This window comes from Pseudonocardia hierapolitana, from assembly GCF_007994075.1.
GTDB classification, from domain to species: Bacteria; Actinomycetota; Actinomycetes; order Mycobacteriales; family Pseudonocardiaceae; genus Pseudonocardia; species Pseudonocardia hierapolitana.
Map to the genome: position 1 here is coordinate 7658249 of NZ_VIWU01000001.1, position 25290 is coordinate 7683538.

Consider the following 25290-nt stretch of genomic DNA (forward strand, 5'->3'; position numbering starts at 1 on the left):
CACACCCATGTGTTCCGTCGAACGGGTGACAAGTCAGGGGAGGGCGCGCCCGGCGAGCCGTGCGATGGCGGGCATCACCAGCAGCATCACGATCACGCGCAGCACCTGCACCGCCATCACGAAGGTGACGTCGGTGCCTGCCGAGACCGCCGTGGCGAGCACGGCGTAGACGCCGCCGGGGGTGGTGGCCAGGTAGCCGTCGAGCGCCGTGGTTCCGGTGAGGGTGGACAGCAGGAGGCCGAGCCCTGCGCAGGCGACGATGACACCCACGACGAGCGCGGCGGCCGGGAGCAGCGCTTCGAGCACCGTGCGCAGGCTCTCCCGGGTGAACCGGGCGCCCGCCTGCCAGCCGATCACCGCGTATGCGACCTCGACCAGCGGCACCGGCGGCGTGGCGCCGAAGGACCACCCGGCGAGGTTGACCGCGATGGCCACGGTCATCGGCCCGAGCAGCGCACCGGCCGGCACCCGCGCGACCCGCGCCAGCACCGTGCCGGCCACCGCGCAGAACGCGAGGTACCCGACGTCGACGACGAGCGGCGCCGAGCCCGACGCGTCGGGGCCCGACCCCCCGGCCGCGCCGAAACCCACGGCGGCCACCACCGGCATCGTGGCGGTGACGATTCCGACCCGCAGGTACTGGACGACCGCGACGGTGCGGTCGTCGCCGCCCAGGTCGCGGCTCATCGCCACCAGCCCGGACGCGCCGCCCGCGGTGAGCGCGAGCATCCCGGTGAGCGGCGTGATGCCGCGCCGCAGCCCCAGGAGCAGGCCGGCGGCCATGCTGACCGCGAGGGTCGCGACGGACACGAGCAGCACCGGCACCCACTGGCCGGCCAGGCCCGCGAGCGTGTCGGGCTGGGCGAGCACGCCGATGACCACGCCGATGACCGCCTGAGCGGTGCCGGTGACCGGCCGCGGCACGGCCACCGGCAGCCCGCCGAGCGCGAGGGCGGTGGCGACCAGCAGACCGGCGAACAGCGCGGGCGACGGCACGTCGAGCGGCGCCATCGCCGCGCTGCCCCCGGCGGTGAGCACGATCAGCAGCGCCCAGCGCGCCCACGCCGGAGTTCGCGATCTCATTGCCCCGATTCTCGCCGCATGCCCGCCCGGGTGCCGGGGTAGGCCCCCTGACGTGGATCTGCAATTCCTCCATGAACTGACCCGGACGCCAGGGCCGTTCGCCACCGTGTACCTGGACACGTCGCACGACACCGACGACGCGGCGCGCGCCATCGCGTTGCGGTGGGCCGAGGCCCGCGACGAGCTGGAGGCGCAGGGCGCGGACAGCGCGACCCTGGACGCGCTCGCCGCGGCGATCGCGGACGCCCCGCCCGCCGTCGGCCGGGCCGGGCGGGTGCTGGTGGCGCGCCGGGCTGATGGTGGCCGCGCCGAGGTCGTGCTGGACCGGTCGCTGCCCGAGCCGCCCGCGCGTCCGTCCGCGCAGTGGGGCCCGCTGCCCGACCTGCTGCCCGCCCTCGTCGACCAGCCCGAACCGGTGACGGCGGTGGTCGTGCGCGTCGACGAGACCGGCGGGGAGATCCTCGTGGCGGGGCCGGACGAGAAGCCCGTCGTCGCGGAGGAGGTCGAGGGCGGCGACGGTCCCGTGCACAAGGTGCGCGGGGGCGGGCGGTCGCACCTCGCGATGCAGGAACGGGTGGAGGAGAGCTGGCGGCGCAACACGGCGCAGGTCGCCGAGCGGGTCGACCGGCTCGTCGCGGACACCGGGGCCCGCGTGCTGCTCGTCGCGGGCGACGGGCGGTCGCGGTCGCGCCTCGTCGATGCGCTGGCGGAGCGGAGCGCCTCGATCACGGTGGAGCTCGAACGGGGCGGAACCGGTGCGGACGACCTCGCAGCCGCCGTGGCCGAGGCCGTGCGCGACGTCGCGACCGACACCCGGCTCGCCGTGCTCGAGCGGTACGAGAAGGCGGCCGGGCGGCCCGAGGGCCTCGCCGTGCAGGGCATCGGACCCGTACTGGCGGCCCTGCGTGCCGAGGCGGTCGACACGCTGCTGCTCGACGCAGGCGTCCACCGCGACGCCACGGTGTGGATCTCCGACGCGCCCGCGCAGGTGGCCGAGACGCCCGAGGACCTGCGCGCGACCGGCACCGATCCGACCGGCGAGGTCCCGGTGGATGCCGCCCTCCTGCGCGCGGCGGCCGGCACCGGAGCGGGCTTCGTCCCGATCGGGGGTGGACGCACCGGGCTCGCCGGGCACCCCCTCGACGACGGTGTCGGCGCCCTGTTGCGCTACCCGGTCCCCACCGGCGCCTGATCTCCGGTCACCCCGCCACCGCTCCATCCCGCAGACCCGCCGAGATCCGGCCCCGCCAAGATCGACCCGTCCGGGTGCATGTCACCCACTTGCGGCCGATTGCCCCCGGGTGCACTGTGAACGACACGGGGCGAGTCGCCCTGCACTCCGGCTGAGGGCGGATCGGGATGATCCACGGAACAGAGCACACCGGCGCCGACGGTCGCGCCCCGGTCGTGCCGTGCCCGGACATCCTGCGGGTCGAGGTGTCCGAGTCACGGCCCGGGGTGCTCGTGCTGTCACCCGTCGGCGAGGTCGACGGCGCCAGCGCCGACGTGCTGCGCCGCGCCGCTCGCGACGCCGTCGCCGCCACCCCGCGCTGCCTCGTCGTCGACCTCGGCCGGCTCACGTTCTGCGGATCCACCGGTCTGGTCGTGCTCATGGACACGCGCCGCGACGCGGAGGCCGCCGGCGTGCGGTTCGGCACGGCCGACGGACCCCCCATCGTGCGCCGGGTCCTCGAGATCACCCAGCTCGGCCCCGTGCTGCGCCACCGCGAGACGCTCGACGCCGCGCTGCAGGAGCTCGACGCCTGAGCGACCACGCCTGATCGGCCACGCGGGCGTCACCGCTGGTTGGCCACCTCGTCCGCGGCCACCTCGTCCGCGGCCACGGCGCGGCGCTCGCCCATCGGCACCGAGGGCCCCCGCGTGGTGTCGCGCGCGGTCTGCCGCTCGGCCTCGGCGTTGATCTCCGCGCCGAGCAGGACGATGTAGCTGGTCAGGTAGAGCCACAGCAGCAGCACGACGACGCCGGCAAGCGTCCCGTAGGTGCGGTTGTACTTGCCGAAGTTGTCGACGTAGAGGCTGAACGCGACGCTGCCCGCGATCCACAGGACGGCGGCGACGAGCGCGCCGATGCTGGCCCAGCGGATGCGCGGGGCGTCCCGGTCGGGCGCGATGCGGTACACCACCGCGAGCGCGACGATCACCAGACCGATCAGCAGGACCCACCGCACCAGCTGGGCGAGCACCGTCGCGAGCGGGCCGAGCGGAATTGCGTCGAGCAGTGCAGGGACGACCGCGACCAGTGCCAGCGTGACCAGCACGAAGACGATGGCGCCCAGGGTGAGCAGCAGGGCGGTCGCCCGCAGCCTCACGAAGCCGCGGGTCTCGTCCTCGTCGTAGGCGATGTTGATCGCCTGCACGAGGTTGCCCGTGCCGCTGGCAGCCGACCAGATCGCCGCCACCAGCGACACGACCAGCCCGATGCCCAGCGCGCCGTCGCTGCTCGCGACGACGGCGCCGAGCTGCTCGGCGACCAAGGGCTGCGCCTCGCGGGGCAGCGCCCCGGCCAGCCCCTCGACCTCGCGCGCCACCTGCGCGGGATCCGCCACGAGTCCGTAGATGGTGAGCGTGGCGATGAGCGCGGGGAAGACCGCGAGGAAGGCGAAGAAGGCCACCCCGCCCGCGAGCATCGGGACGTGGTCGGCCTTGCTCTCGGCGAACGCCCGGCGAACTACCTGCCACCAGCCCCGCGGCGGGATCTGGACGGGCGTGTCGGCGTCGCGGCCCGGCGGAGGGCTGGACCGGGAGCCGGTGCTCCCGGAGCGGGTGACCTGCTGCGACACGGCGTGCTCCTCGGGGCGTCGACGGGGACGTGAATCCCGCGGATAGCCGTCCGGGCCCGGGTCAACCCTCCCGCAGCCCTCTTTCCCGACATCCCGCCCGACGGGCCGCGGGCTGCTGGGCCGTCCGGCCCATCAGCCGTCGACGGCCCTGCTCGGACCGCCTTCGTCGGCCACCACCTCGAGCAGCCCGTCCACCCCGCTGAGGGTGAGCGCCCGGCGCACGACGTCACCGGGGGCCACCAGCACGCGCAACCGGCCGCCCGCGGCGCGCACGCGTCGGTCCGCCTCCACGAGCAGTGCGACGCCCGCGCTGGCGAGATAGGTGGTGGCGCGCAGGTCCACCGTGAGGGCGCCGCCGGCGTCGGCGCAGGCCAGCAGCTCGTCGCCGACCCCACGCACACCGGCGAGGTCCAGCTCCCCGCGGATCTCCACGGCACCCGGACCGCCGTCCTCGGTCCCGCCCGCGAGCCGCAGGGCCGCGGGGCCCGGGGGGACCGGTGTGACGGGTGCGGCAGGCGCCGCGCGCGCCGGGGCGGCAGGGGCACCGGACGGCGGCAGCGTGAACCGCACCTCGGTGCCCTCGGGTCCGTGGTGCAGCCGCATCCCGCTGCTGACGTCCCGGATCAGCTCGAGCCCACGGCCGCGGTAGCCCTTCTCCTGCGGGATGGGCCGCCAGCTGCCCTCGTCCCGGACGTGCGCGTCGATCCCGCCCTCGGGATCCCGGGCCAGCTCGACGGACATCGGGCCCGGGGCCCGGCCGCGGTAGGCGTGCTCGACGGCGTTGGCCGCCGCCTCGCCGACGGCGAGCTGCAGGTCGTAGAGGTCGTCGTCCTCGATGGCCGTCGCCGACGCCCACGCCAGCACCGCGGCCCGCAGCTCCCGCAGCACCGCGGCCTCGGCGGGCAACACCAGCCGCAGCGGGGCCGGCACCAGCCGGGCCACGATGAGGGCGACGTCGTCGGCCGGGTCGGGACCGCCGTTCGGTCCCCCGTCGGAGTGGCTCCCGGCGAGCGCACCGGTCAGCAGCTCGTCCGTGAGGGCCTCGGGGGCGAGGGCGTGATGGCGCGCGGCGATGGCGGCGAGCCGGTCGATCCCCTCGTCGATGAGCTCTCCGCGCCGCTCCACGAGGCCGTCGGTGTAGAGCACGATGCTCTCGCCCGGCGTGATCGTCGCCGTCCCGACGGCGTACGGCGGGCGGGCGCGCACTCCCAGCACGGTGCCGGTGGCGTCGTCGAGGCGGCGGCAGCCGTTCGGCCCGGCCACGAGCGGCGGCGGGTGGCCGGCCCTGGCCCACACCAGCTCGCCGGTCTCCGGGTCGAGCACCAGGCACGCAACGGTGCTGCCGGTGGCGCCGGGCACCCGGCCGGCGAAGCGGTCGAGCCGTTCGAGGGCCTGCTCCGGTTCGTGGCCCTCGAGCAGGTACCCCGACAGCGCGCTGCGCAGCTGTCCCATGATCGCCGCGGCCCGGGCGCCCTGGCCCACGACGTCACCGACGGCGATCGCGACGCGGCCCGCGTCCAGCGGCAGCACGTCGTACCAGTCGCCCCCGGCCTGGCTGCCGCGCGCACCGGGTAGGTAGCGGGAGGCCAGCGGCAGGCGGTCCAGCCGGGGGAGGGTCGGGGGCAGGAGGCTCTTCTGCAGCGTCTCGGCGATCACCCGGCGCTCGTCGGCCGCGGCCGCCCGCTCGAAAGCGGGCGCGGCCTGGGCGACGAGGGCGAGCACGAAGTCGCGCTCGTCGGCGGGGAAGGTCCGCTCGGTGGGGAAGGACAGGCCGATCGCGCCGACGATCCGCCCGACGGCGGCGAGCGGCAGTGCGGCGGCCGCGTGCCGGTTGCCGGCGACGGCCTTGTCGAGCAGCGTCGGCCAGGTGCGCGCCCACTCCTCGCGGTTGCGGATCCAGACCGGCTCGCCGGTACGCGCGGCCGCGGCGATCGGCACCGGGTCGTCGAGCCGCATCACCGAGTACGAGCCGAGCACCGGCTCGGCGTAGCCGGCGGCGTGCACGAGCCGCAGGCCGCGGTCGGGATCGGCGAGGTACACGCTCACGGCCGATGCCCCGAGGAAGTCGGGCAGCCGCGCGACGAGCAGCCGGGCCGCCTCGAGGACGCTCCCCGCGGAGGCGAGGTCGGCGCTCACCTGCTGCAGCCGCCGCTCCCGGGTGCGCCTGCGGTCGGACGTCAGCATCATCGACGCCCGCCTGCCCAGCTCGGCGGCCAGGTCGAGCTCCGCGTGGTGGTAGTAGCGGCCGGTGCCGAAGTTCACGAACGCGAGCACGCCCGCCACCTGGTCACCGACGACGAGCGGGACGACGAGGGCGTTGCTCGCCCGCAGCGCGATCCGGGCCGCCGCGCTCGCGTCGTCCTCGACCGCGGACCGGACGAGCTCCGCGGTGACCGGGACGACGATGGGCAGGCCGGGCGCGAGCGCCTCGGCGAGGTCCGGGGGCAGCCTCGTCGCACTGAGCGAGCGCAGCACCTCGGTGACGGCAGGGTGCTCGTGGGCCACGGCGGCGCGGTGCAGCAGGCCGTCCGGACCCACCAGCGCCACGACGGCCGCGTCTCCGAGCTCGTGCACGACCAGCCGCGCGAGGTCGCCGAGCCGCTCCTCGGCGCTGCCGTCCTGCGTGACGAGCCGGCCGGTGTCGGCCAGCAGCGCGGCCGAGCGCTCGGCGCGCTTCTGCTCGGTGACGTCCACGGTGAGGCCCTGGGCGGCCACTGGGGCGCCGTCAGGGCCGGTCACCACGTGCACCACCTGGTGCAGCCACATCACCCGGCCGTCGATCGCGACGGCCCGGTAGGTGAGGTCGTGGTCGACGCCGGCCGCCGTGCGTTCGTGCGCGTAGGCGATGACCTCGTCGCGGTCATCGGGATGGATGATCGCCGGCCAGAAGTCCGGGTCGTCGCACCAGCGGGCCGCGGGGTGGCCGAGCAGCTCCTCGGCGCGGTCGGACACGAACGTGAACCGCAGACCGCCCGACTCCGGCCGCCAGTCGGCCTCCCACACGATCGCGGCGAGGCCCTGCACCATCGCGCGCAGCCGGGCGGCCGCGGCCTCCGAGGCCTTGCGGGCGGCGTGCTCGGTGGCGACGTCGCGGCGGATCTGCTCGGCTCGGCGCTCCTCCGTGATGTCGGCCGTGGTGGCGAGGAAGCCGGTGATCTCGCCCGCGGGGTCGCGCAGCGGACGCGCGGACGTCCGGACGTCGCGGACGGTGCCGTCGGTCGCGACGATGCGGTATGTCGACTCCCACACCGTGCCGTGGCGGACCGCGGCGGCCCACCCGGCCGCGGCGTCTGCGCGGTCGTCGGGATGCAGCTGGTCGGTCCAGCCCGCGCCGAGCAGGTCCGCCGCTGGCCGGCCCCACAGCTGCGCGATCTGGTCGTTGACGAACGTGGTGGTGCCGCGGCGGTCGGCGACCCAGATGCCCACGGGGGCCTGCGTGACGAGGGTGCGGTAGCGCTCGCGTTCCTGGAACAGCGCCTTGCCGAGCGCTTCGTCCGACGGCGCGTGCCCGTCGTGGCGGGCGGCGTCGAGCACCCCGTCGAGAGCGCTGGCGTCGGCCAGTGCCGCGGACACCTGGTTCTCGACGGCGCGCAGGAACGCGAGCTGGTCGTCGTCGAGCGGGCGGTAGGGGTTGACGCCGAGGACCAGCACGCCGGTGGGGGCGCCGGCGCCGAGCGGCAGCACCACCGCGGCGTCCGGGGAGAGCGGCCCGAGCGCGTTGCCGGCCGGGAAGGCGCCGGGAAAGCCGTCCCGCAGCCCGCGGACCACGACCTGCTCCCCGGTGCGCAGCGCCAGCGCGAGTGCCGAGCCCGAGCCGTCGGGAGCGGTGAGCGGTGGCAGGCCGTCCGGCAGACCGTGTGCGGTCGCCACCTGCAGCTCCGGCTCACCCGTCGTGGGTTCGCCGGAGCCGTCCGGGCCGGGCCGGCAGACCGCGGCGAACGGGATGTCCTGCGGGTTGCGCGCGAGCACGTCGAGGGCGGCGACGGCGACGCGCTCGATCGCGTGTCCGGCCGGCGCGAGGCGCACGGGGGACAGGTCGCCCAGCGCGCGGAGCATCTCCTGCCTGCGGTCGGCCACCACGCGGGCGGTGGTCTCGGTGGTGGACGTGAGGACGGCGAACACCTCGCCGTCCTCCCCGCGGACGGGGGAGTGCGTCAACGTCCAGTAGGTCTCCTCGGGGGAGTCCCCGCGTTGCAGGACCAGGGGCTGCTCGTCCACGTGGACGCCGATGCCGGTCTCGAGGACCCGTGTCACGGCGGGCCCGACCACCGGCCACACGTCGGCGAACCCGATCGCGCCGGGCCTGCCGAGCGCGCCCGGGTGGGCGCGGCCCGCGAGCGCGGCGAAGGCATCGTTGTAGAGCGCGACGAGCTGGGGCCCGACCCACACCAGCATGGGCTGCGGCGACTGCAGGACGATCCCGGTGGCGACGCGGATGGGGCCGGGCCACGTCGACGGGGGGCCGAGTGGACCGGCCGCCCAGTCGCGGTCACCGATCAGCCGGCCCAGCTCGCCCCCTGCGGCGAGGAAAGGCAACGCGCGGGCGGCGGTCACCAGGGGATTCTAGGCGTGGCGATCGTCTCGCCGCCCGATGTGCCTGCGGCGCGCCGGGGCGACGGCGGGTGCGCGGCCGCAGGCCGCTATTCGGCCGGCTTCAGCAGGTCGCGGTCGCGCACGGCTTCGAGCGCGAGGGTCTTGTAGCCGTGCTCGGCGAACAGGACCGTGACCCGGTCGCTCTTGGCCGACAGGACGACGCCCTCGCCCCACTTCGGGTGCCGCACGGTCTCCCGCCCGTCGACGGACGCAGAGCCGGGTTCCCGGTGGACGGACGTGCCTGCATCGCAGCTGTCGCAGTTCCCGCACCGCTCGGCGCGCTGCTCGCCGAAGTACCCCAGCAGGATGCGCCTGCGGCAGTCGGTGCTCTCGGCGTAGCCGCGCATCATCTCGATCCGAGAGCGGACCATCTCGCGGCGCTGCTCGGCGATCGTGACAGCCCGTTCCACGGCGGCGTCACCGGTCGGGTCGCCGGTGGCGGCGCACCGGCCCTCGGCGTCGGTCGCGACGGCGCCGGACTGCTCGAGCAGGTTGAGCGCGGCGGTGCGGCGGGCGGGGGACAGGCCCGAGTCGGCGCCGATCTCCTTCGGGGTGCGGGCCCGGCCGTCCTCGAGGAGGGCGAGGACGGTGCGCAAGGCGTCCGGCCTGGGCCGGCGCGCGGTGAGGAAGCGCTGCAGGTCGAAGTCGCGGCTGTGGTGGTGCAGCTCGGCAACCGCGGGCTCGCCGTCCCGACCGGCTCGGCCGATCTCCTGGTAGTAGGCGTCCAGCGAGGCGGGTGCGGCCGCGTGCAGCACGAACCGCACGTCCGGCTTGTCGATGCCCATCCCGAACGCCGAGGTCGCGACGACGACGGTGAGCTCGCCGCCGAGGAAGCGCTCGTGCACGTCCTCGCGCACCGCCCGCTTCAGCCCGGCGTGGTAGGCCGCGACCGCGACCCCGCGGGCGGTGAGCGCCTCGGCGTAGGCCACGGTGTCCTTGCGGGTGGCGCAGTACACGAGCCCGGCCCCGTCCGCGGCCCGTTCCACGACCCGCTCCTCGACCTCGGCGCGGCGCTGGTCGGCGTCGGCGTACCGGTGCGCGGTGAGGTGCAGCTCCGGGCGGTCGAAGCTCGCCAGCACCTCCTGGTGGTCGCGCAGGCCGAGGCGCTCGACGATGTCGGCCCGCACCGGCGCGGCCGCGGTCGCGGTGAGAGCGACCACCGGCGGGTGCCCGAGGCGCTCGATCACGCTGCCGAGGCGCAGGTAGTCCGGGCGGAAGTCGTGCCCCCACTCCGAGACGCAGTGCGCCTCGTCCACGACGAAGAGTGCGGGCCCGGCGGCGCGGACCCGCTCCACCACGTCGTCGTTCGCCAGTTGCTCCGGGGCGAGGAACACGTACTCGGCCGTGCCGGCGTCGAGGGCCTCCCACGCCGCCCGGTTCTCGCCCGCCTTCTGCACGGAGTTGACGGCGACCGCGCCGACGGTTCGGGCGTCCGCGTCGGTGCGCTCGGCCAAGCCCTCGCGCTGGTCGTGCTGCAGCGCGATGAGCGGCGAGACGACCACCGTCGGGCCGTCCCGCAGCAATCCGGGCACCTGGTAGATCGCCGACTTCCCGGAGCCGGTGGGCAGCACGGCCAGTACGTCGCGGCCCTCCGTCACGTGCTCCATGGCCTCGAGCTGCTCGGGGCGCAGCCGGCTCCAGCCGAAGGTCTCGGCGGCGGTGCGCCGCAGGTCGGTGCGGGGGCTGCTCACGGGTCCCGCGTACCCCTCGGAAACCCACCTATCCGGCGAGCACTCAGCGTGATCATTCGACACGGTGAGTAGCAGTTGGGTGAAGCGCGTTTTGATCGTGCGCGTTCCGTCCAACCGAGGGGGGTGAACATACTCGTCTGGCACGTGCACGGCTCCTGGGCGACGGCGTTCGTCCAGGGGCCGCACCGCTACCTGCTTCCGACGCTCCCGGAGCGCGGGCCGTGGGGCGGCGGCCGTCCGGCGGCATGGGACTGGCCCGCCTCGGCCGTGGAAGTGGCACCCGACGAGCTGGCCGACGCCGACGTCGACGTCGTCGTGCTCCAGCGGCCCGAGGAGTTCGAGCTCGCGCGGCAGTGGCTCGGCCGCACCCCGGGCCGCGACGTCCCCGCGGTGTACGTGGAGCACAACACCCCGCGCGAGCACGCGGCCACGAGCCGGCACCCGGTCGCCGACCGGGACGACGTCCTGCTGGTCCACGTCACCCACTTCAACCGGCTGATGTGGGACGCGGGTCACACCCGGACCGCCGTCGTCGAGCACGGCGTCGTCGACCCGGGCCCCCGCTACACCGGGGAGATGCCGGCCGCCGCCGTGGCCGTGAACGAGCCCGTGCGCCGCGGCCGGATCACCGGCACGGACCTGCTGCCCCGGTTCGCCCGGTCCGTCCCGCTCGACGTGTTCGGGATGGGCACCGCCGGTCTCGACGCCGCGCTGGGCACCGCCGGGCGCGTCAGGTCGTGCGGCGACCTGCCGCAGGACCGCATGCACGCCGAGATGGCGCGCAGGCGGGCCTACCTGCACCTGTCGCGCTGGACGTCGCTGGGGCTCTCGCTCATCGAGGCGATGCACCTCGGTATGCCGGTGGTGGCGCTCGCCACCACCGAGGCCGTCGAGGCGGTGCCGCCCGGCACGGGCTGCTGCTCGACGGATCCCGACCGGTTGGAACGGGCGCTGCGCGAGCTCGTCGCCGAGCCGGAGCTCGCCCGCCGTCAGGGCGTCGCCGCCCGCGCTCATGCGCTGGCCCGGTACGGCCTCGACCGATTCCTCGGTGAATGGGATGCGCTGCTCGCGGACGTGACCGAACGTCCGGCGGCCCGCGTCCCCGTCGCATCCGCCACGAACGGAAGGAGCTGATCCGCATGAAGGTCGCCATGGTCTCCGAGCACGCGAGCCCGCTCGCAGCCCTCGGCGGAGCCGATGCCGGCGGGCAGAACGTGCACGTGCTCGAGCTCAGTTCCGCGCTCGCCGACATGGGCCACCAGGTCACGGTGTGGACCCGCCGCGACGACGACGCGCTCCCCGACACCGTCCCGGCGCGACCCGGCGTCGTCATCCGCCACGTGGACGCCGGACCGGCGCGACCCGTACCCAAGGACGAGCTGGTGCCGTACCTGCCGGCGTTCACACGGGCGCTGGAGGACGCGTGGTCCGCCGATCCGCCCGACGTCGTGCACGGTCACTTCTGGATGTCCGGCATGGTCGCGCTCGCGGCCGCCGCGGGCCGCATCCCGGTGGTGCAGACCTTCCACGCGCTGGGCAGCGTGAAGCGTCGCCACCAGGGCACCGACGACACGAGCCCCGACGGCCGGGTCCGCGCCGAGCTCGCCGTGGCCCGCCAGGTCGACCGTGTGCTCGCCACCTGCACCGACGAGGTGTTCGAGCTGGCCCGGATGGGCGCGCCGCGCCGCCGGATGACGGTCGTCCCGTGCGGGGTCGACACCACGACGTTCACACCCGACGGTCCGGCCGCCCCGCGCGGGGACCGGCCGCGGCTGGTGTCGCTGGGCCGCCTCGTGCGCCGCAAGGGCGTGGACGAGGTGATCGAGGCGATGCGCAGGCTGCCGGCCGCCGAGCTCGTCATCGCCGGTGGCGAGGGCCCAGGAGATGACGGCAGGGGCGATCCGGACGTCGCCCGGCTGCGCGAGTGCGCCCGGCGGGCGGGGGTGGCCGACCGCGTCCACTTCACCGGACCCATGGCCCGAACCGACGTGCCCGCGCTGCTGCGCTCGGCCGACGCCGTGGTGTGCGTGCCCTGGTACGAGCCGTTCGGCATCGTGCCGCTGGAAGCGATGGCGTGCGGGCGACCGGTGGTGGCCAGTGCCGTCGGCGGGATCCAGGACACCGTCGTCGACCAGGTCACCGGGCTGCTCGTGCCCCCGCGCCGGCCCGACGCCCTCGCCACGGCCCTGCGGGACCTGCTCGCCTCCCCGACCATGGGCGCCGCGTACGGCATCGCGGGCCGCGACCGTGTCCTCGCCCGTTACGACTGGGAACGGGTGGCCGCCGCCACCGCGCAGGTGTACGACGACGTCCTCGCCACCCGCCGCAGGCGTGATCCGCTGGCGGCCGTTTCCGAGACCGCCGGAGTACAGCGATGAGCGAGCTTGCGAGCGAATCAATGTCACAGCGCCGCGCGAAGCGCCCGGCCGAGCGCAGCGAGGTCGTGCGATGAGCGCCTCGACGTTCCCGCCCGCCTTCCCCGAGACGTTCCCGGGTGCGATGCCGACGACCTCCCCGCTCCTGACCCGCCCCGGTGAGGTGTCGGGCGAGCTCGGCGCGCACGTCGACCGGCTCGCCGCCGCGCTGCCGGTCCTGCGCGCCGCGGCCCCGACGCTGGGCAACTGGGGCACCGATCTCGCCGGGCGCCTGCTCGCGGGCAGTCGCCTGCTCGCCGCGGGGAACGGGGGGAGCGCCGCGGAGGCCCAGCACCTCACGGCCGAGCTCGTCGGCCGGTTCGACGGGGAACGCTGCCCGCTGGCCGCGATCGCGCTGCACGCCGACACCTCGAGCGTCACCGCCATCGGCAACGACTACGGCTTCGAGGAGATCTACGCACGGCAGGTGCGGGCGCACGCCCGCCCGGGCGACGTGGTGCTGCTGCTGTCGACGAGCGGCCGCAGCCAGAACCTCCTCGCCGCGGCCGACGCGGCGGCCGGCGCAGGCGCCAACAGGTGGGCGATCACCGGGCCGGGACCGAACCCCCTCGCGGACGCCTGCGACCGGGCGGTGTGCCTGCCCGGCGACACCGCCACCGTGCAGGAGTGCCACCTCGCGGCCGTGCACATGCTGTGCCGGGCGGTCGACGCCGCCGTCGCGGCCACGGTCGACTCGGCGGCCTAGCAGCGCCCCTCCCAGGTCTCAAGGGCGCTACGCGTCGCTTCGGATGGATCGTGCTCGCCGACGGGTCTGCGATCTGTCTGATTGGCACGCCACGGTTGCTGTGCCAGCAGCGGCGTGCTGCTCGGACCGATCACATGGGTGATCGCGGCGAGCGGCTCGTCTGTGCGGACGTGGGAGTTGACCAAGGGCGCGTGGTCGCTGGTCGATCTTCGACGGCGACCGGCTGCGCCGACCGGTGCGCTCCTAAGCCCGGACCCGCTCCGCGTGCGCCAGCCAGTCCGGCACCAAGCGGCCCTCGTCCTCAGCGACCGGGCGCAGGGCGGTCAGGGTCGGGTGCCCCGCGGCGAGGAGCGCCCCGTCGGTGCCCTCCTCGGGCTCGGTGCCGACCTCGACCTCCCCGAGCCGCAACCCGTCGGGGCCGACCTCGTCGACGCGGGCCTGCACGGCACCGAACGTGGCGAGCCGCGCGTGCCGCAGCTTGCGGTGCGCCTCGGCGGGCCGGTCGGGCACGTTCAGCGACAGCGACGTGCCCGGCGGCGCGTCGAGCAGGAGGTCCAGCACGCGCGGGAAGAGGTCGTCGGCGGCGTCCCAGCGGCGCTCCCCGGTGGGGTGCAGCGCGACGTCGAGGCTCACCGCGAGCCCGCGCACGTCGTGCACGGCGGCGGTGAGGATCGCGCCCACGGTGCCGGAGTGGAGCACCGCGCGCCCGACGTTGGCGCCGTGGTTGATGCCCGACAGCACGAGGTCGGGCGCCGGGTCCAGCCAGCCGGTCAGTGCGGCGACGACGATGTGGCCCGGCTGCGCCCGCACCGCCCACGCCGGCACGTCCGGGTGGTCGGGCAGCTCGCGGCGCTCCACGATGGTGCGGCCCTCCTCGCGGACCGCCGTGATCGCGGCGCTCGCGCCGCTGGACTGCGTGGCGGGGGCGGCCACCACGACGTCGAGCCCGGCCGCCACGGCCAGCCGCGTCAGCGCGGCGATGCCGGGGGAGTCGATGCCGTCGTCGTTCGTCACGAGGGCGCGCACTGCTCAGCCCTCCCACTCGATGAGTTCGACGCGCTCGGCGAGCGTGCGGACGGCCGCCTCGCCGCCGGTGCCGAGCCCGCGGCGGACGACGTTCAGCGCGCCGCACGCCGCACCGATCCGCAGCGCCTCGCGCACCGAGTCGCCGCGCACCAGCGACGCGACCACCCCCGCGGTCATCGAGTCGCCCGCCCCACGCGGCTCGGCGGCCTGCAGCGGGGGGACGTGGATCTCCAGGACGGCGTCGCCGCCCCCGGGGAGCGCGAGCGCGGGCTCTGCCGCCCGCGAGACGATCACGGTGTCGGCGCCGTCGGCGCGCAGCTGCTTCATCGCGGCCACCAGCACCGCGGGCTCGTCGCTGTCCGCGCGTCCGTCGGCGACGAGTTCCTCGTGGCTCACCTTGAGCACCGCCGGCTCACCTGCGAGCACCGCGTCGAGGCGTTCCCCGGCCAGGTCGGCGGCCACCCGGCAGCCGTTGGCGCCGAGGTCGGTCGCGAGCCGCCGGTAGAGCTCCGCCGGGATCACCTGGTCGGAGTTCGGGCCGGCGAGCACGGCCGTGCCGTGCCGGAGCCCCTCGGCCAGCACCAGCTCGTAGAGCGCGTCCTGTTCGTGGCGGTCCAGCGGCCCACCCGGTGCCTCGGCGATCGCCTCGCGGTCGCCGCCGCGGCGGTCGTGCACGTAGCCGCCGTTGCGGGCGCCGACGCGCACGGCGCGCAGCTCGACGCCTTCGCTCGGCAACAGGTGCTCGAGCACGTCACCGGCCTCACCGCCGAGCGCGGCGCACAGCACCACCGGCACGCCGAGCGACGAGATCATCCTTGCCTGCCACACCCCCTGCCCACCGGGGTGGACGTGGATGTCCGGCTGGCCCGCCCGATCCTCGATCGTGACGGTGAGCAGCGGCGAGGGAGCGAAAAGGACGACAGCGGGTGGCATGCCCGATCCGTACCCGGTGCCCGGTGGGGCTAGTCGCGGCCTGCCGGGGACTCGGTGGGCCGCGGCGCGTCCGGGGCGTCGTCGCCCGCGGTGTCGTCCTCCTCCGGATCGGGCGGGAGCTTGCGGTGGGGCCGGTCCTCGGTGTCCGGGCGGATCGCGTCGGGCTCGTCGCGGCGGCCGATCGACGGACGCGCTGACTCGACGGGATCGTGCTCGACGGGATCGTGCTCGGTGGGGTCCTGCTCGTGCTCGGTCATGGCCGTGGGTACCCGGACGGGGCCCGGCGCACCGGCAGGTCCCTTCAGGAGAGGTTCACGATCTCGCCGTTCGCGTCCAGGTCGATGCGGTGCGCCGCGGGGTTGGCGCCCAGGCCCGGCATGGTCCGCATGTCGCCGCAGATCGGGTAGATGAACCCGGCGCCCACCGACGCGCGCACCTCCCGCACCGGCAGCCGCCAGCCCGTGGGTGCGCCCTTCAGCGACGCGTCCGAGGAGATCGACAGGTGCGTCTTCGCGATGCAGACGGGCAGGTTGCCGAAGCCGTTGCGCTCGTAGGAGTCGAGCTGGCGCGCCGCGACGAGGTCGTAGTCGACGCCGTCGGCGCCGTACACCTCGCGCGCAACGGTCTCGATCTTCTCCCGCAGGGGCGCCTCGTCGGGGTACAGGAACCGGAAGTGCGACGGTTCCTCGGCGGCCTCGGCCACGGCGCGGGCCAGCTCGACCGCGCCGCGACCGCCGTCGGCGAAGTGCGTGCAGACCGCAGATCGGGCGCCCACCGCCTCGGCGATCTCGGCGATCGCGGCGTGCTCGCTCGGGTGGTCGCCGGGGAAGGCGTTGATCGCGACGACGGGGGAGACCCCGTGCAGCCGGATGTTCTCGATCTGCTTGCGCAGGTTCGCGCCGCCTGCGTGCACCTCGTCCGGGTTCTCGGCGAGCATCGCCTCCGGCAGCGGCTTGCCCGCGATGACGCGGTGCCGCCCGGAGTGGGCCTTGAGCGCACGCACGGTGGTGACGACGACGGCGGCGTCGGGCCGCAGCCCCGACGCCCGGCACTTGATGTTGAAGAACCGCTCAGCGCCCATGTCGGCGCCGAAGCCGGCCTCGGTGATGAGGAAGTCGCCCGCGTGGATGCCGATCAGGTCGGCGACCACCGAGGAGTTGCCGTGCGCGATGTTGCCGAACGGGCCTGCGTGCACCAGGACGGGGGTGTTCTCGAGGGTCTGCAGCAGGTTGGGCCGCAGGGCGTCGCGCATGATCACGGCCATCGCGCCCGCCCCGCCGATGTCCTCCGCGGTGACCGGCTTGCCGGCGCCGGTGTAGGCCACGACGATCCGCCCGAGCCGCTCCCGCAGCTCCGGCACGGACCGGGCCAACGCGAAGATCGCCATCACCTCGGAGGCGGCGGTGATGTCGAAGCCGGTCTGGCGGGGCACCCCGTCGCCCTTCGACCCGAGCCCGACCACGATGTTGCGCAGCACCCGGTCGTTCACGTCGAGGACCCTGCGCCAGGTGATGTTGTGCTGGTCGATGCCGAGCCCGTTGCCCTGGAACAGGTGGTTGTCCAGGATCGCCGACAGCATGTTGTGCGCCTCGGTGACGGCGTGGAAGTCGCCGGTGAGGTGCAGGTTGAGCGTCTCCATCGGCACCACCTGCGAGTAGCCGCCGCCCGCCGCGCCGCCCTTGATGCCGAACGTCGGGCCCATCGACGGCTGCCGGATCGCCACCGTGGCGCTGCGGCCGATGTGCCGCATCGCCTGGCCCAGCCCCACGGTGGTGGTGGTCTTGCCCTCGCCGAGCGGGGTCGGGGTGATCGCGGAGACCACCACGTACTTGGCCCGCGGCCGGTCGGCCAGCTCGTCGATCGCGGCGAGCTCGATCTTCGCGACCTCCCGGCCGTACGGGGTGACCAGGTGCGGCCCGATCCCCATCGCGGCCGCGACGTCGACCAGCGGCCGCAGCGTCGCACCCTTCGCGATCGCCAGATCGGACGGGAATGCCCCCATCGCGCCCCCTCACCGCTCGTGGCCCCGTGCGGGGCCGCTGCTACCCCCTGCGGCTCACCGTATCCGCCCCGGTGGCCTCGATCACAGGAGAGGCCGGGGACGGGCGCCGTGTCCAGGGGACTTCCGGCTACTGAAAGTAGTAGTGACAGCGCTGAGTAGTAGTGCGAGCCGAGGCGGTTTACCGGCGGCGGCCTCGGACAGTACTTCCTCCGTGATCGTTGGCCGCACGACCGGGCACACCGCGACCGGGCCCGACGGGCTCGGGCGCTGTGCCCCGGAGGCCGTCCTGTTCGACCGGGACGGCACCCTCGTCGTCGACGTGCCGTACAACGGCGACCCCGCGCTGGTGCGGCCGATGCCCGGGGCGCGCGAGGCGCTGCGCCTGCTGCGGGAGGCCCGGATCCGGGTCGGCGTCGTCACCAACCAGTCCGGCATCGCCCGCGGGCTCGTCACCGCGGAGCAGGCCGAGCGGGTCAACCGGCGGGTCGAGGAGCTGCTCGGCCCGTTCGCCGTCTGGCAGGTCTGCCCGCACGGGCCTGGGGACGGCTGCGCGTGCCGCAAGCCCCGGCCGGGGATGGTGCTGGCCGCGGCCCACAGCCTCGGCGTCGCGCCGGAGCGGGTTGCCCTGGTCGGCGACATCGGCGCCGACGTCGAGGCCGCCACCGCGGCGGGGGCGACGGCGGTGCTCGTGCCCACGCCCGTGACCCGACGGGAGGAGGTCGCCGCCGCGCCCACGGTGCGGCCCGACCTCCTGTCCGCCGTGCGCCACCTGCTGGAGGCCCGATGACGCGCCGCGTTCTCGTGGTCCGCCTCGACGGCGCGGGCGACGTCGTGCTCGCCGGGCCCGCGGTGCGCGCGGCCGCCGCGGCGCCGGGCGCCGAGGTGACGTTGCTCTGCGGGCCGGACGGCGCGGCCGCGGGCGGGCTGCTGCCCGGCGTGCGCCGCGTCCTGGAGTGGGCGAGCCCGTGGGTCGTCGCCCCGGCGCCTCCCGTGTCGACGCCGGATGTGGACGGCATCATCGCGAGGCTCGCGGCGCACGCGTTCGACGAGGCCGTCGTGCTCACCTCGTTCCACCAGTCGCCGCTGCCGACGGCGCTGCTGCTGAGGCTGGCCGGCATCCCCCGGATCACCGGGGCCTCGGTCGACTACCCGGGCTCGCTGCTCGACGTGCGACTGCGCCCCGGTGAGGATCTCCCCGAGGACCTCCCCGAGCCCGAGCGGGCGCTCGCGATCGCCGCCGCCGCCGGGTTCGGCCTGCCTCCCGGTGACGACGGGCGGCTCGCCGTGCGCCGCCCGCCCGCGGTGGGCCCGCTGCTCGGGTCGCTGTCCGGGCGCCCCTACGCCGTCCTGCATCCCGGCGCGGCGGTGCCGGCGCGGCGCTGGCCCGCCGAGCACCACCGGCGCACGGCGCGGCTGCTCGCGCGGGCGGGGCTGCCCGTCGTCGTGACCGGCGGTACCGGCGAGCGGGAGCTCACGGCTGCGGTCGCCGGCGACACGGCGCTCGACCTGGGTGGGCGCACCGACCTCGCCCAGCTCACCGGCGTGCTCGCCGGGGCGGCGGTGCTCGTGGTCGGCAACACCGGCGCCGCGCACCTCGCGGCGGCCGTGGGGACGCCCGTCGTCTCGCTCTTCGCGCCCGTGGTGCCGGCCGTGCGATGGCGGCCCTACCGCGTGCCGCACGTGCTGCTCGGCGACCAGGACGCGCCGTGCCGCGGCTCCCGTGCCCGGATCTGCCCGGTACCGGGCCATCCGTGCCTCACCCGCATCGCCCCCGAGAGGGTCCTCTCCGCCGTGCGTCGCCTGGTGGCGATGCCGGTCCCGGTGGGGGACCCGCAGGAAGGATCGTCGTGACACGCACACTCCCCGCCCCGACCACCACCACCCGTGCGCCCCGGCCCGTCGGGACCGTCCTCGTCACCGGTGCCGCGTCCGGCCTCGGCCGCGCCGTGGCCAGATCGATCGCGGCCGCCGGGGGTACGCCGCTGCTGCTCGACCGCGTCCCGGTGGATCCGGAACCGCAGCTCGCGGACGCACCGTCCGTCGTCACCGACCTCACCGACGGGCGGGCGAGCGAGGCGGCGATCGGCCGTCTGCTCGCCGACGCAGGCGGGCTCGACGGCGTGGTCACCGCGGCGGGCACCGACCGCTGCGGGCCCATGGCCGAGGTCCCCGCGGCCGAGTGGGAGCGGGTGGTCGGTGTGAACCTCCTGGGCACGGCCGCGGTCATCCGGGCCGCGCTCCCGGCGCTCACGGCCTCCCGCGGCCGCATCGTCACCGTGGCCTCCACGCTGGGCGTGCGCGCGCTGCCGGACGCGTCGGCCTACTGCGCCTCGAAGTTCGGGGTCGTGGGCATGACCCGCGCGCTTGCCGCGGAGCTCGCCGGCACGGTGGGGGTGACGCTCCTCGTGCCCGGAGGCATGGACACCGCCTTCTTCGACGGCCGCCCCGAGCAGTACCAGCCCGGTCCGGACGCGCAGCTGAACGACCCGGCCGAGGTGGCCGACGCCGTCCTCTACGCGCTCACGCGGCCCGACGGGTGCGAGGTGCGCGAGATGGTCGTGTGCGCCTCCACGGAGCCCTCCTGGCCATGACCGCCACCGTGACAGCCACCGCGACCCGCCCGAGGCCCGGCCGCCATCCGGGCGCCGACCGCGGCGGACCGGTCGACATGGCCGCCGCCCGGCGCGTCCTCGTGGTGCGCGCCGACAACATCGGCGACGTCGTCACCACGACGCCCGCCCTGCGGGCCCTGCGCGCGGCCGCGCCGGACGCCGGGATCGACCTGCTCGCCTCGCCCGCCGGTTCCGCGGTCGTCCCGATGATCCCCGAGCTGGACGGCGTGCTGGTGGCCTCGGCGTCCTGGCAGCAGCTCCCCGGTGCCGCCGGGACCGACGACGCCACCGAGCACGCGCTGCTGGACCGGGTCGCCGCGGGCGGCTACGACGTGCTGATCGTCCTCACGTCGTTCTCCCAGTCGCCGTGGCCGGTGGCGCACCTCGGGCTGCTCGCCGGGATCGGGACCCGGGTCGTGCACTCGCGGGAGTTCGGCGGCGCGGTCGCCACGCACTGGGTGACGCCGCCGCCGGACAGCACCCACCAGGTGGACCGCGCGCTGCACCTGCTCGCCGCGATCGGCGTGCCGCACCGGGGCCGGGAGACCGCCCTGCACGTGCCGGCGGACGCGCGGCGGGCAGCCGCCATCGTCGCCCCCGATCGCCCCTTCGCGGTGCTCGCGCCCGGTGCGTCCTGCGCCGCGCGGCGCTACCCGGCGGAGCGGTTCGGGGCGGCCGCGGCGCTGCTCGCCCGCGCCGGGCTGCCGGTCCTCGTCGCCGGCCCCGAGCCGGAAGCGCCCCTCGTCGCGCAGGTCGTCGCGGCGGCGGCACATCCGGACGTCACGCCGGTGCCACCGGTGCCGCTCCCCGTCTTCACGGCGCTGATCGCCGGCGCGGCGGTCGCCGTCACCAACAACTCCGGCGGCATGCACCTCGCCGACGCGGTCCGCACGCCGGTCGCCGTCACCTACGGCGGCACCGAGCGGCCGGACGAGCTCCGCCCGCGCAGCACGCGGGCCACGCTGTTGCGCCGCGCCGTCCCGTGCTCCCCGTGCCGACAGCTCCACTGTCCGTACCAGCACGAGTGCCTGGACGTCCCGCCCGGCGAGGTCGCCGCGGCCGCGCTCGCCCTCGCGGGACGCCGTCCTGAACAACCAGGCACCCCGGAACCCTCCGAGGAGATCTCATGCGCAGTCCCGGCGAAACGCTGACCGATCCGGCCGCCCCCGCCGCGCTCGCCGGCCACATCGCCGACCGGGCACCCCGCGTCGTCGTCGTGGGCGACGCACTGCTCGACGGCTGGCTCTCCGGGCCCGCGCACCGACTCGGGCGCGACGGCCCGGTGCCCGTGGTGGAGCTCGCCGAGTCCCGCACCGCGCCCGGCGGTGCCGGCAACGCCGCGGCCAACCTCGCCGCGCTGGGCGCACGCACCGAGTTGGTGGCGGTGCTCGGCGACGACTTGGGCGGGGCCGAGCTGCGCGAGCTGCTGCACTCCGCGGGCGTGGGTACGGCGCACTGCGTCACCGAGCCGGGGCGGGCGACCGCCGTCAAGCGGCGCCTGCTCAGCGCGGGCCAGCCCCTCGCCCGTTACGACGCCGGTCCGACCCGGCCGCCGCGGCCCGACACGACGGCCGCGCTGGTCAGCGGCCTGGAGGCGGCGCTCGCCGAGCCTGCCGACGCGGTGGTGGTGGCCGACTACGGGCTCGGCGCACTCGACGCCCGGGCGCGGGTCGCGCTGTCGCGCCTCCGGAAGCGGATCCCGCTGCTCGTCGTCGATGCCCACGCACCCGACGGGTGGGCTGCGGTGCGCCCCGACGTGCTCACCCCGAGCATGACCGAGGCGACCGCGTTGATCGGCACTCCCGACCCGGCCGACGGGCGCGCGGAGTGGGTGCTCGCCCACCGGGCCGAGCTGACGCGCGCCGCCGGTGGCGGTGAGGTACTCGTGACGCTCGACGTCGACGGGGCCGTCCGGCTGCCCGTCGACCCCGCGGAGCCCGCCCAGCGGACGAGGGCCTGCCCGGGCCCGGAGTGCCGGGCGTGCGGGGCGGGCGACACGTTCACCGCCGCGACGGCGGCGGCCCGCGCGGCCGGGATCGCCCCGGAACAGGCGCTCGTGCTGGCGCAATGCGCCGCCGACGTGGTGGTCGGGCAGGACGGGACCGCGGTCTGCACCACCGGTGCCCTCACCGCGCGGCTCGCGGAACGCGACCGCGGGGGCCTGCTGACCCACCGCGACCTGCTGGCCATCGTCGGCGAGCACCGGCGCCGGGGCAGCCGCATCGTGTTCACCAACGGTTGCTTCGACGTGCTGCACCGCGGCCACGTCGCCTACCTGCGGCAGGCCCGCACGCTCGGCGACGTGCTCGTCGTCGCGCTCAACGACGACGACAGCGTGGCGCGGCTCAAGGGCCCCGAGCGGCCGGTGAACCCGCTCGAGGACCGCGCGGGCGTCGTGGGCGCGATCGAGTGCGTCGACCTGGTGACGTCGTTCTCCGACGACACCCCGGCCGCGCTGCTCGAGGCCGTGCGCCCCGACGTCTACACGAAGGGCGGCGACTACACCCCGCAGATGCTGCCCGAGACCCCGATCGTCGAACGGCTCGGTGGCGAGGTCCGGGTGCTCGACTACCTGTCGGACCACTCGACCAGCGCGATCGTGGGCCGGATCAAGGCGGGCCGACCATGAGGGCGCCGGAGCTGGACGTCCTCGTCCCCACCCGCGACCGGCCCGTCGAGCTGGCCACGACCCTCGCCGGGCTGGCCGCGCAGCGGCATCCGTTCGGCGTGGTGGTCAGCGACCAGTCGGACGGACCGGCGTCCTACGACACGCCCGCCGCACGGACGATGCTGCGCGCCCTGCGGGCGGCGGGGCACCGGGTACGCACGCAGCAGCACCTGCCGCGGCGGGGGCTCGCCGAGCACCGGGCCGCCCTGCTGGCGCGCTCGCGCGCGCGGTACGTCCTCTTCCTCGACGACGACGTGTGGCTCGAACCCGGCACCGTCGGCCGCCTGCACGAGGCGATCACGACGCTGGGCTGCGGGCTCGTCGGCGCGGCGGTGCAGGGTCTGTCCTACCTCGACGATGTGCGGCCGTCGGAGCTCGCCCCGTTCGAGAGGTGGACCGGGCGGCCCGAGCCGGAGCGGATCGAGCCGGGCACCCCCGCCTGGGAGCGGTGGACGTTGCACAACGCCGCCAACCCCGTGCACCTCGCCCGCCGCCACCTCCGCCCGGGGGAGCGATGGGTGCCGTACAAGGTCGCATGGGTGGGCGGCTGCGTGCTCTACGACCGCTCCGTGCTCGAGGCCTGCGGCGGGTTCGACTTCTGGACCGAGCTGCCCACCTCGCACTGCGGGGAGGACGTGCTGGCGCAGCACCGGGTGATGGCGGCGGCCGGAGGCGCGGGAATCCTGCCCTCGGGCGCGTGCCACCTCGAGTCGCCGACCACGGTGCCCGATCGCACCGTGCAGGCCCGGGAGGCCCTCGGGAGCGCGTCGTGAGCGCCCGGCCGGTGGTGGTGGTCGGCGACGCGCTGCTCGACGTGGACGTCGTCGGCACCGTCGAGCGGCTCTGCCCGGACGCGCCTGCCCCCGTGCTCGACGTGGTCGACGAGTCGCCCCGGCCGGGCGGTGCGGCGCTCGCCGCCGTCCTGGTGGCCGGGCGCGGCACCCCGGTGCGGCTGGTCACCGCCCTCGCGGGCGACGCGCCGGGCAGGCGGCTCTCCGGCCTGCTCGACGGCCTGGTCGACGGCACCCTCGAGCTGCTGGCCGGCCCCGCGGAGGGCGGCACGGTCGTGAAGTGCCGCATGCGCGCGGGCGGCCGGACGATGCTGCGCACCGACCGCGGCCGCGGCGTGCCGGCGCCCGGATTCGCCGACGGGCTCGACCTGGAGACCGTGTTCGACCACGCGGGTGCCGTGCTGGTGTCGGACTACGGACGCGGCGTCGCGGCCGACGCACACGTGCGCGCCGCGCTCGCACGGGCTCTCGCCCGGGGGGTGCCGGTGGTGTGGGATCCGCATCCGCGGGGCCCCGAACCGGTGCCCGGCGTCACCCTCGCGACCCCGAACCTCTCCGAGGCGCGCGGGGCCGCCGGTGGCCAGGACGTGGTGGAGACGGGCGCGGGGGAGGCACTCGAACTCGCCGGGCGACTGCTCGACCGCTGGGACGCCGACGCCGTCGCGGTCACGCTGGGGCGCGACGGCGCGGTCGTCCGCCATCGGCACGGGGCCTGCTCGGACACGCCGGCACCGGCCGTGCACGAGGCCGACCCGTGTGGTGCCGGTGACTACTTCGCAGGCGGCGTCGCCGCCGCGCTCGCCGCCGGATCGAGCGTGGACGAAGCCGTCGCGGAGGCGGTGCTCGGCGCGGCCGGGTTCGTCGCGCGCGGTGGCGGATCGACCGTGCGCCGTGCCGGGAACCGCTGGCTGCAGCCGCCGCAGCCGCGGTCGCGGCCCCGCCGCCGCCAGGCCATGGCGACCGTCACCTCGAGCGGCTCCTGAGGACACCGCTCGGCTGCTCGAGCACGTAGCGTCCGCGCAGGCGGGCCGCCGCGCGCAGGACGTCCCCCACACCGACCGCCAGCAGCGCCGGGTCCGGATCGTCGGCGAACGGGTCGCCGCGGCGCGCTCCCGGCTCGTCGAGCACGGCGTGGGGGCCGTCGGCAGGCGGACCCCACTGCTGCGGCCCGACCGGTCCGTAGAGCGTCACGGACGGGGTGCCGAAGGCGACCGCGAGGTGGGCGATGCCGGTGTCACCGCTCACCACGAGCGCCGCACCGGCGACGAGCGCGCAGAGCTCGGCGAGGTCGGTGCGCCCGGCGAGCACCCGGGACTCGGCGAGCCCCGCCGTCCGGGCCACGGCGAGCGCGAGCTCCCGCTCGTCGGCGGTGCCGGTGATCAGCACGGGGCTGAGGGCACAGTGCAGGGTCGCGGCGACCTCGGCGAAGCGGCGGGCCGGCCAGCGCTTCGCCCCGTAGCGGGCGCCGGGGTGCACGAGCACCGGGGCGTGCGCGCAGTGCGGGGCGGGTGTCGCTGGCGGGGGCAGTCGGAGATCGGCCGGATCGGCCGGGATGCCGTGGGAGGCGAGCATCGCGCACCACCGTTCCCGCTCGTGGGGGTGCCGCGCCGCGATGTCGTCGAACCGCGGGCCCGGCCAGCCCGCCGCCCGATACCCGATCCGGCGTCCGGGCGCCGTCGCGTCGAGGGCGTGATGGCTCTCCGGCCCGGCGCCGTGCAGGTTGACCGCGACGTCCGGAGCCGGACCCGTCCAGGTCAGCGCATCCGGGGCGGGGGTCGGCAGCAACTGGTCCACGGCGCCGGTGAGGGGGACGAGCGGCGCCAGCGACCCGGCCGTCGCCAGCACGATCCGGTGCCCGGGAAACGCCCTGCGCACCGCCCGCAACGCCGGCACCGCGACGAGCAGATCCCCGAGGTGCAGCGCGCGGAGCACGAGTGCCGTCGGCTGCCGCGAGTGCTCCACCTCGCGGG

At 76.0% G+C, this 25290-nt stretch carries 21 protein-coding genes; 12 read left to right on the plus strand and 9 right to left on the minus strand.

Translation table 11 applies throughout. The annotated features are described in order from the left end of the window. Nucleotides 1-33: 33 nt before the first annotated feature. Nucleotides 34-1083: an AbrB family transcriptional regulator gene (locus FHX44_RS36065; protein ID WP_147259859.1), complete on the minus strand. Its 1050-nt coding sequence runs from the start codon at nt 1081-1083 to the stop codon at nt 34-36. 52 nt (nt 1084-1135) lie between these two features. Here FHX44_RS36065 and FHX44_RS36070 point away from each other — a divergent pair, with 52 nt between their 5' ends. Then, nucleotides 1136-2275, plus strand: coding sequence for an Rv2629 family ribosome hibernation factor (locus FHX44_RS36070; RefSeq protein WP_147259860.1), 1140 nt, complete (start codon nt 1136-1138; stop codon nt 2273-2275). 167 nt (nt 2276-2442) lie between these two features. Next, nucleotides 2443-2850 carry an STAS domain-containing protein gene (locus FHX44_RS36075; protein WP_147259861.1) on the plus strand — a complete coding sequence of 136 codons (408 nt, stop codon included), beginning with the start codon at nt 2443-2445 and terminating at the stop codon, nt 2848-2850. A gap of 29 nt (nt 2851-2879) precedes the next feature. On the opposite strand, the gene FHX44_RS36080 is transcribed toward FHX44_RS36075, so the two are convergent. The 3 genes from FHX44_RS36080 to FHX44_RS36090 form a co-directional block, all read right to left on the minus strand. Further along, nucleotides 2880-3884, minus strand: a complete 1005-nt coding sequence (locus tag FHX44_RS36080; RefSeq protein ID WP_147259862.1) for a YihY/virulence factor BrkB family protein — start codon at nt 3882-3884, stop codon at nt 2880-2882. Nucleotides 3885-4016: 132 nt separating this feature from the next. Then, complete coding sequence (locus FHX44_RS36085) at nt 4017-8438, minus strand: SpoIIE family protein phosphatase (protein WP_147259863.1); 4422 nt, start codon at nt 8436-8438, stop codon at nt 4017-4019. Between the two features lie 86 nt (nt 8439-8524). Further along, a complete protein-coding gene (locus tag FHX44_RS36090) occupies nt 8525-10168 on the minus strand; it encodes a RecQ family ATP-dependent DNA helicase (protein WP_147259864.1) in 1644 nt (547 codons plus the stop codon). Nucleotides 10169-10291: 123 nt separating this feature from the next. On the opposite strand from FHX44_RS36090, the gene FHX44_RS36095 reads away from it, so the two are divergent. From FHX44_RS36095 to FHX44_RS36105, 3 genes are all read left to right on the plus strand, one after another. Next, on the plus strand, nt 10292-11302 hold the full coding sequence (locus FHX44_RS36095; protein ID WP_147259865.1) for a glycosyltransferase family 4 protein: 1011 nt from the start codon (nt 10292-10294) through the stop codon (nt 11300-11302). Nucleotides 11303-11307: 5 nt separating this feature from the next. After that, on the plus strand, nt 11308-12546 hold the full coding sequence (locus FHX44_RS36100) for a glycosyltransferase (RefSeq protein WP_147259866.1): 1239 nt from the start codon (nt 11308-11310) through the stop codon (nt 12544-12546). 121 nt (nt 12547-12667) lie between these two features. After that, entirely contained in the window at nt 12668-13288 is a 621-nt protein-coding gene (locus FHX44_RS36105) for a D-sedoheptulose-7-phosphate isomerase (RefSeq protein WP_147261742.1), read from the plus strand. 243 nt (nt 13289-13531) lie between these two features. Here FHX44_RS36105 and surE read toward each other — a convergent pair whose 3' ends face one another. The 4 genes from surE to FHX44_RS36125 are packed head-to-tail and all read right to left on the minus strand — an operon-like array spanning nt 13532 to nt 17249. Continuing rightward, nucleotides 13532-14302 carry a 5'/3'-nucleotidase SurE gene (surE, locus tag FHX44_RS36110; protein ID WP_246170777.1) on the minus strand — a complete coding sequence of 257 codons (771 nt, stop codon included), beginning with the start codon at nt 14300-14302 and terminating at the stop codon, nt 13532-13534. Nucleotides 14303-14317: 15 nt separating this feature from the next. Next, nucleotides 14318-15247 carry a 1-phosphofructokinase family hexose kinase gene (locus tag FHX44_RS36115; protein ID WP_147259868.1) on the minus strand — a complete coding sequence of 310 codons (930 nt, stop codon included), beginning with the start codon at nt 15245-15247 and terminating at the stop codon, nt 14318-14320. Between the two features lie 29 nt (nt 15248-15276). Further along, nucleotides 15277-15504 carry a hypothetical protein gene (locus FHX44_RS36120; RefSeq protein WP_147259869.1) on the minus strand — a complete coding sequence of 76 codons (228 nt, stop codon included), beginning with the start codon at nt 15502-15504 and terminating at the stop codon, nt 15277-15279. A 44-nt stretch (nt 15505-15548) separates the two neighbouring features. Next, nucleotides 15549-17249: a formate--tetrahydrofolate ligase gene (locus FHX44_RS36125; protein ID WP_147259870.1), complete on the minus strand. Its 1701-nt coding sequence runs from the start codon at nt 17247-17249 to the stop codon at nt 15549-15551. Between the two features lie 211 nt (nt 17250-17460). Between FHX44_RS36125 and FHX44_RS43575 the strand changes: the two genes are divergently transcribed. From FHX44_RS43575 to FHX44_RS36160, 7 genes are read left to right on the plus strand one after another with little or no spacing between them, the layout of a single operon-like run. Then, complete coding sequence (locus FHX44_RS43575) at nt 17461-18036, plus strand: D-glycero-alpha-D-manno-heptose-1,7-bisphosphate 7-phosphatase (RefSeq protein WP_425469167.1); 576 nt, start codon at nt 17461-17463, stop codon at nt 18034-18036. Then, nucleotides 18033-19100, plus strand: a complete 1068-nt coding sequence (locus FHX44_RS36135; RefSeq protein WP_147259871.1) for a glycosyltransferase family 9 protein — start codon at nt 18033-18035, stop codon at nt 19098-19100. Before FHX44_RS43575 ends, FHX44_RS36135 begins: the two co-directional genes overlap by 4 nt. Then, nucleotides 19097-19840 carry an SDR family oxidoreductase gene (locus FHX44_RS36140; protein ID WP_147259872.1) on the plus strand — a complete coding sequence of 248 codons (744 nt, stop codon included), beginning with the start codon at nt 19097-19099 and terminating at the stop codon, nt 19838-19840. The genes FHX44_RS36135 and FHX44_RS36140 overlap by 4 nt, the downstream gene beginning before the upstream one ends. Continuing rightward, nucleotides 19837-21012 carry a glycosyltransferase family 9 protein gene (locus FHX44_RS36145; protein WP_147259873.1) on the plus strand — a complete coding sequence of 392 codons (1176 nt, stop codon included), beginning with the start codon at nt 19837-19839 and terminating at the stop codon, nt 21010-21012. Before FHX44_RS36140 ends, FHX44_RS36145 begins: the two co-directional genes overlap by 4 nt. Further along, complete coding sequence (gene rfaE2 / locus FHX44_RS36150; RefSeq protein WP_147259874.1) at nt 20988-22490, plus strand: D-glycero-beta-D-manno-heptose 1-phosphate adenylyltransferase; 1503 nt, start codon at nt 20988-20990, stop codon at nt 22488-22490. The genes FHX44_RS36145 and rfaE2 overlap by 25 nt, the downstream gene beginning before the upstream one ends. After that, nucleotides 22487-23302, plus strand: a complete 816-nt coding sequence (locus FHX44_RS36155; RefSeq protein WP_147259875.1) for a glycosyltransferase family 2 protein — start codon at nt 22487-22489, stop codon at nt 23300-23302. The genes rfaE2 and FHX44_RS36155 overlap by 4 nt, the downstream gene beginning before the upstream one ends. Further along, the gene (locus FHX44_RS36160) at nt 23299-24303 is read left to right on the plus strand and encodes a bifunctional heptose 7-phosphate kinase/heptose 1-phosphate adenyltransferase (RefSeq protein ID WP_170309182.1); all 1005 of its coding nucleotides are present in this window, start codon (nt 23299-23301) and stop codon (nt 24301-24303) included. The genes FHX44_RS36155 and FHX44_RS36160 overlap by 4 nt, the downstream gene beginning before the upstream one ends. Here the strand turns inward: FHX44_RS36160 and FHX44_RS36165 are convergent. Continuing rightward, nucleotides 24284-25282, minus strand: a complete 999-nt coding sequence (locus FHX44_RS36165) for a glycosyltransferase family 9 protein (protein ID WP_147259877.1) — start codon at nt 25280-25282, stop codon at nt 24284-24286. The genes FHX44_RS36160 and FHX44_RS36165 overlap by 20 nt on opposite strands. Nucleotides 25283-25290 lie beyond the last annotated feature (8 nt).

Coding starts and splice junctions, on each gene's coding strand:
- FHX44_RS36065 (WP_147259859.1), bottom strand. CDS start 1,083: ATGAGATCGCGAACTCCGGCGTGGGCGCGCTGGGCGCTGCTGATCGTG.
- FHX44_RS36075 (WP_147259861.1), top strand. CDS start 2,443: ATGATCCACGGAACAGAGCACACCGGCGCCGACGGTCGCGCCCCGGTC.
- FHX44_RS36100 (WP_147259866.1), top strand. CDS start 11,308: ATGAAGGTCGCCATGGTCTCCGAGCACGCGAGCCCGCTCGCAGCCCTC.
- FHX44_RS36105 (WP_147261742.1), top strand. CDS start 12,668: ATGCCGACGACCTCCCCGCTCCTGACCCGCCCCGGTGAGGTGTCGGGC.
- FHX44_RS36115 (WP_147259868.1), bottom strand. CDS start 15,247: ATGCCACCCGCTGTCGTCCTTTTCGCTCCCTCGCCGCTGCTCACCGTC.
- FHX44_RS36120 (WP_147259869.1), bottom strand. CDS start 15,504: ATGACCGAGCACGAGCAGGACCCCACCGAGCACGATCCCGTCGAGCAC.
- FHX44_RS36125 (WP_147259870.1), bottom strand. CDS start 17,249: ATGGGGGCATTCCCGTCCGATCTGGCGATCGCGAAGGGTGCGACGCTG.
- FHX44_RS36135 (WP_147259871.1), top strand. CDS start 18,033: ATGACGCGCCGCGTTCTCGTGGTCCGCCTCGACGGCGCGGGCGACGTC.
- FHX44_RS36145 (WP_147259873.1), top strand. CDS start 19,837: ATGACCGCCACCGTGACAGCCACCGCGACCCGCCCGAGGCCCGGCCGC.
- rfaE2 (WP_147259874.1), top strand. CDS start 20,988: ATGCGCAGTCCCGGCGAAACGCTGACCGATCCGGCCGCCCCCGCCGCG.
- FHX44_RS36155 (WP_147259875.1), top strand. CDS start 22,487: ATGAGGGCGCCGGAGCTGGACGTCCTCGTCCCCACCCGCGACCGGCCC.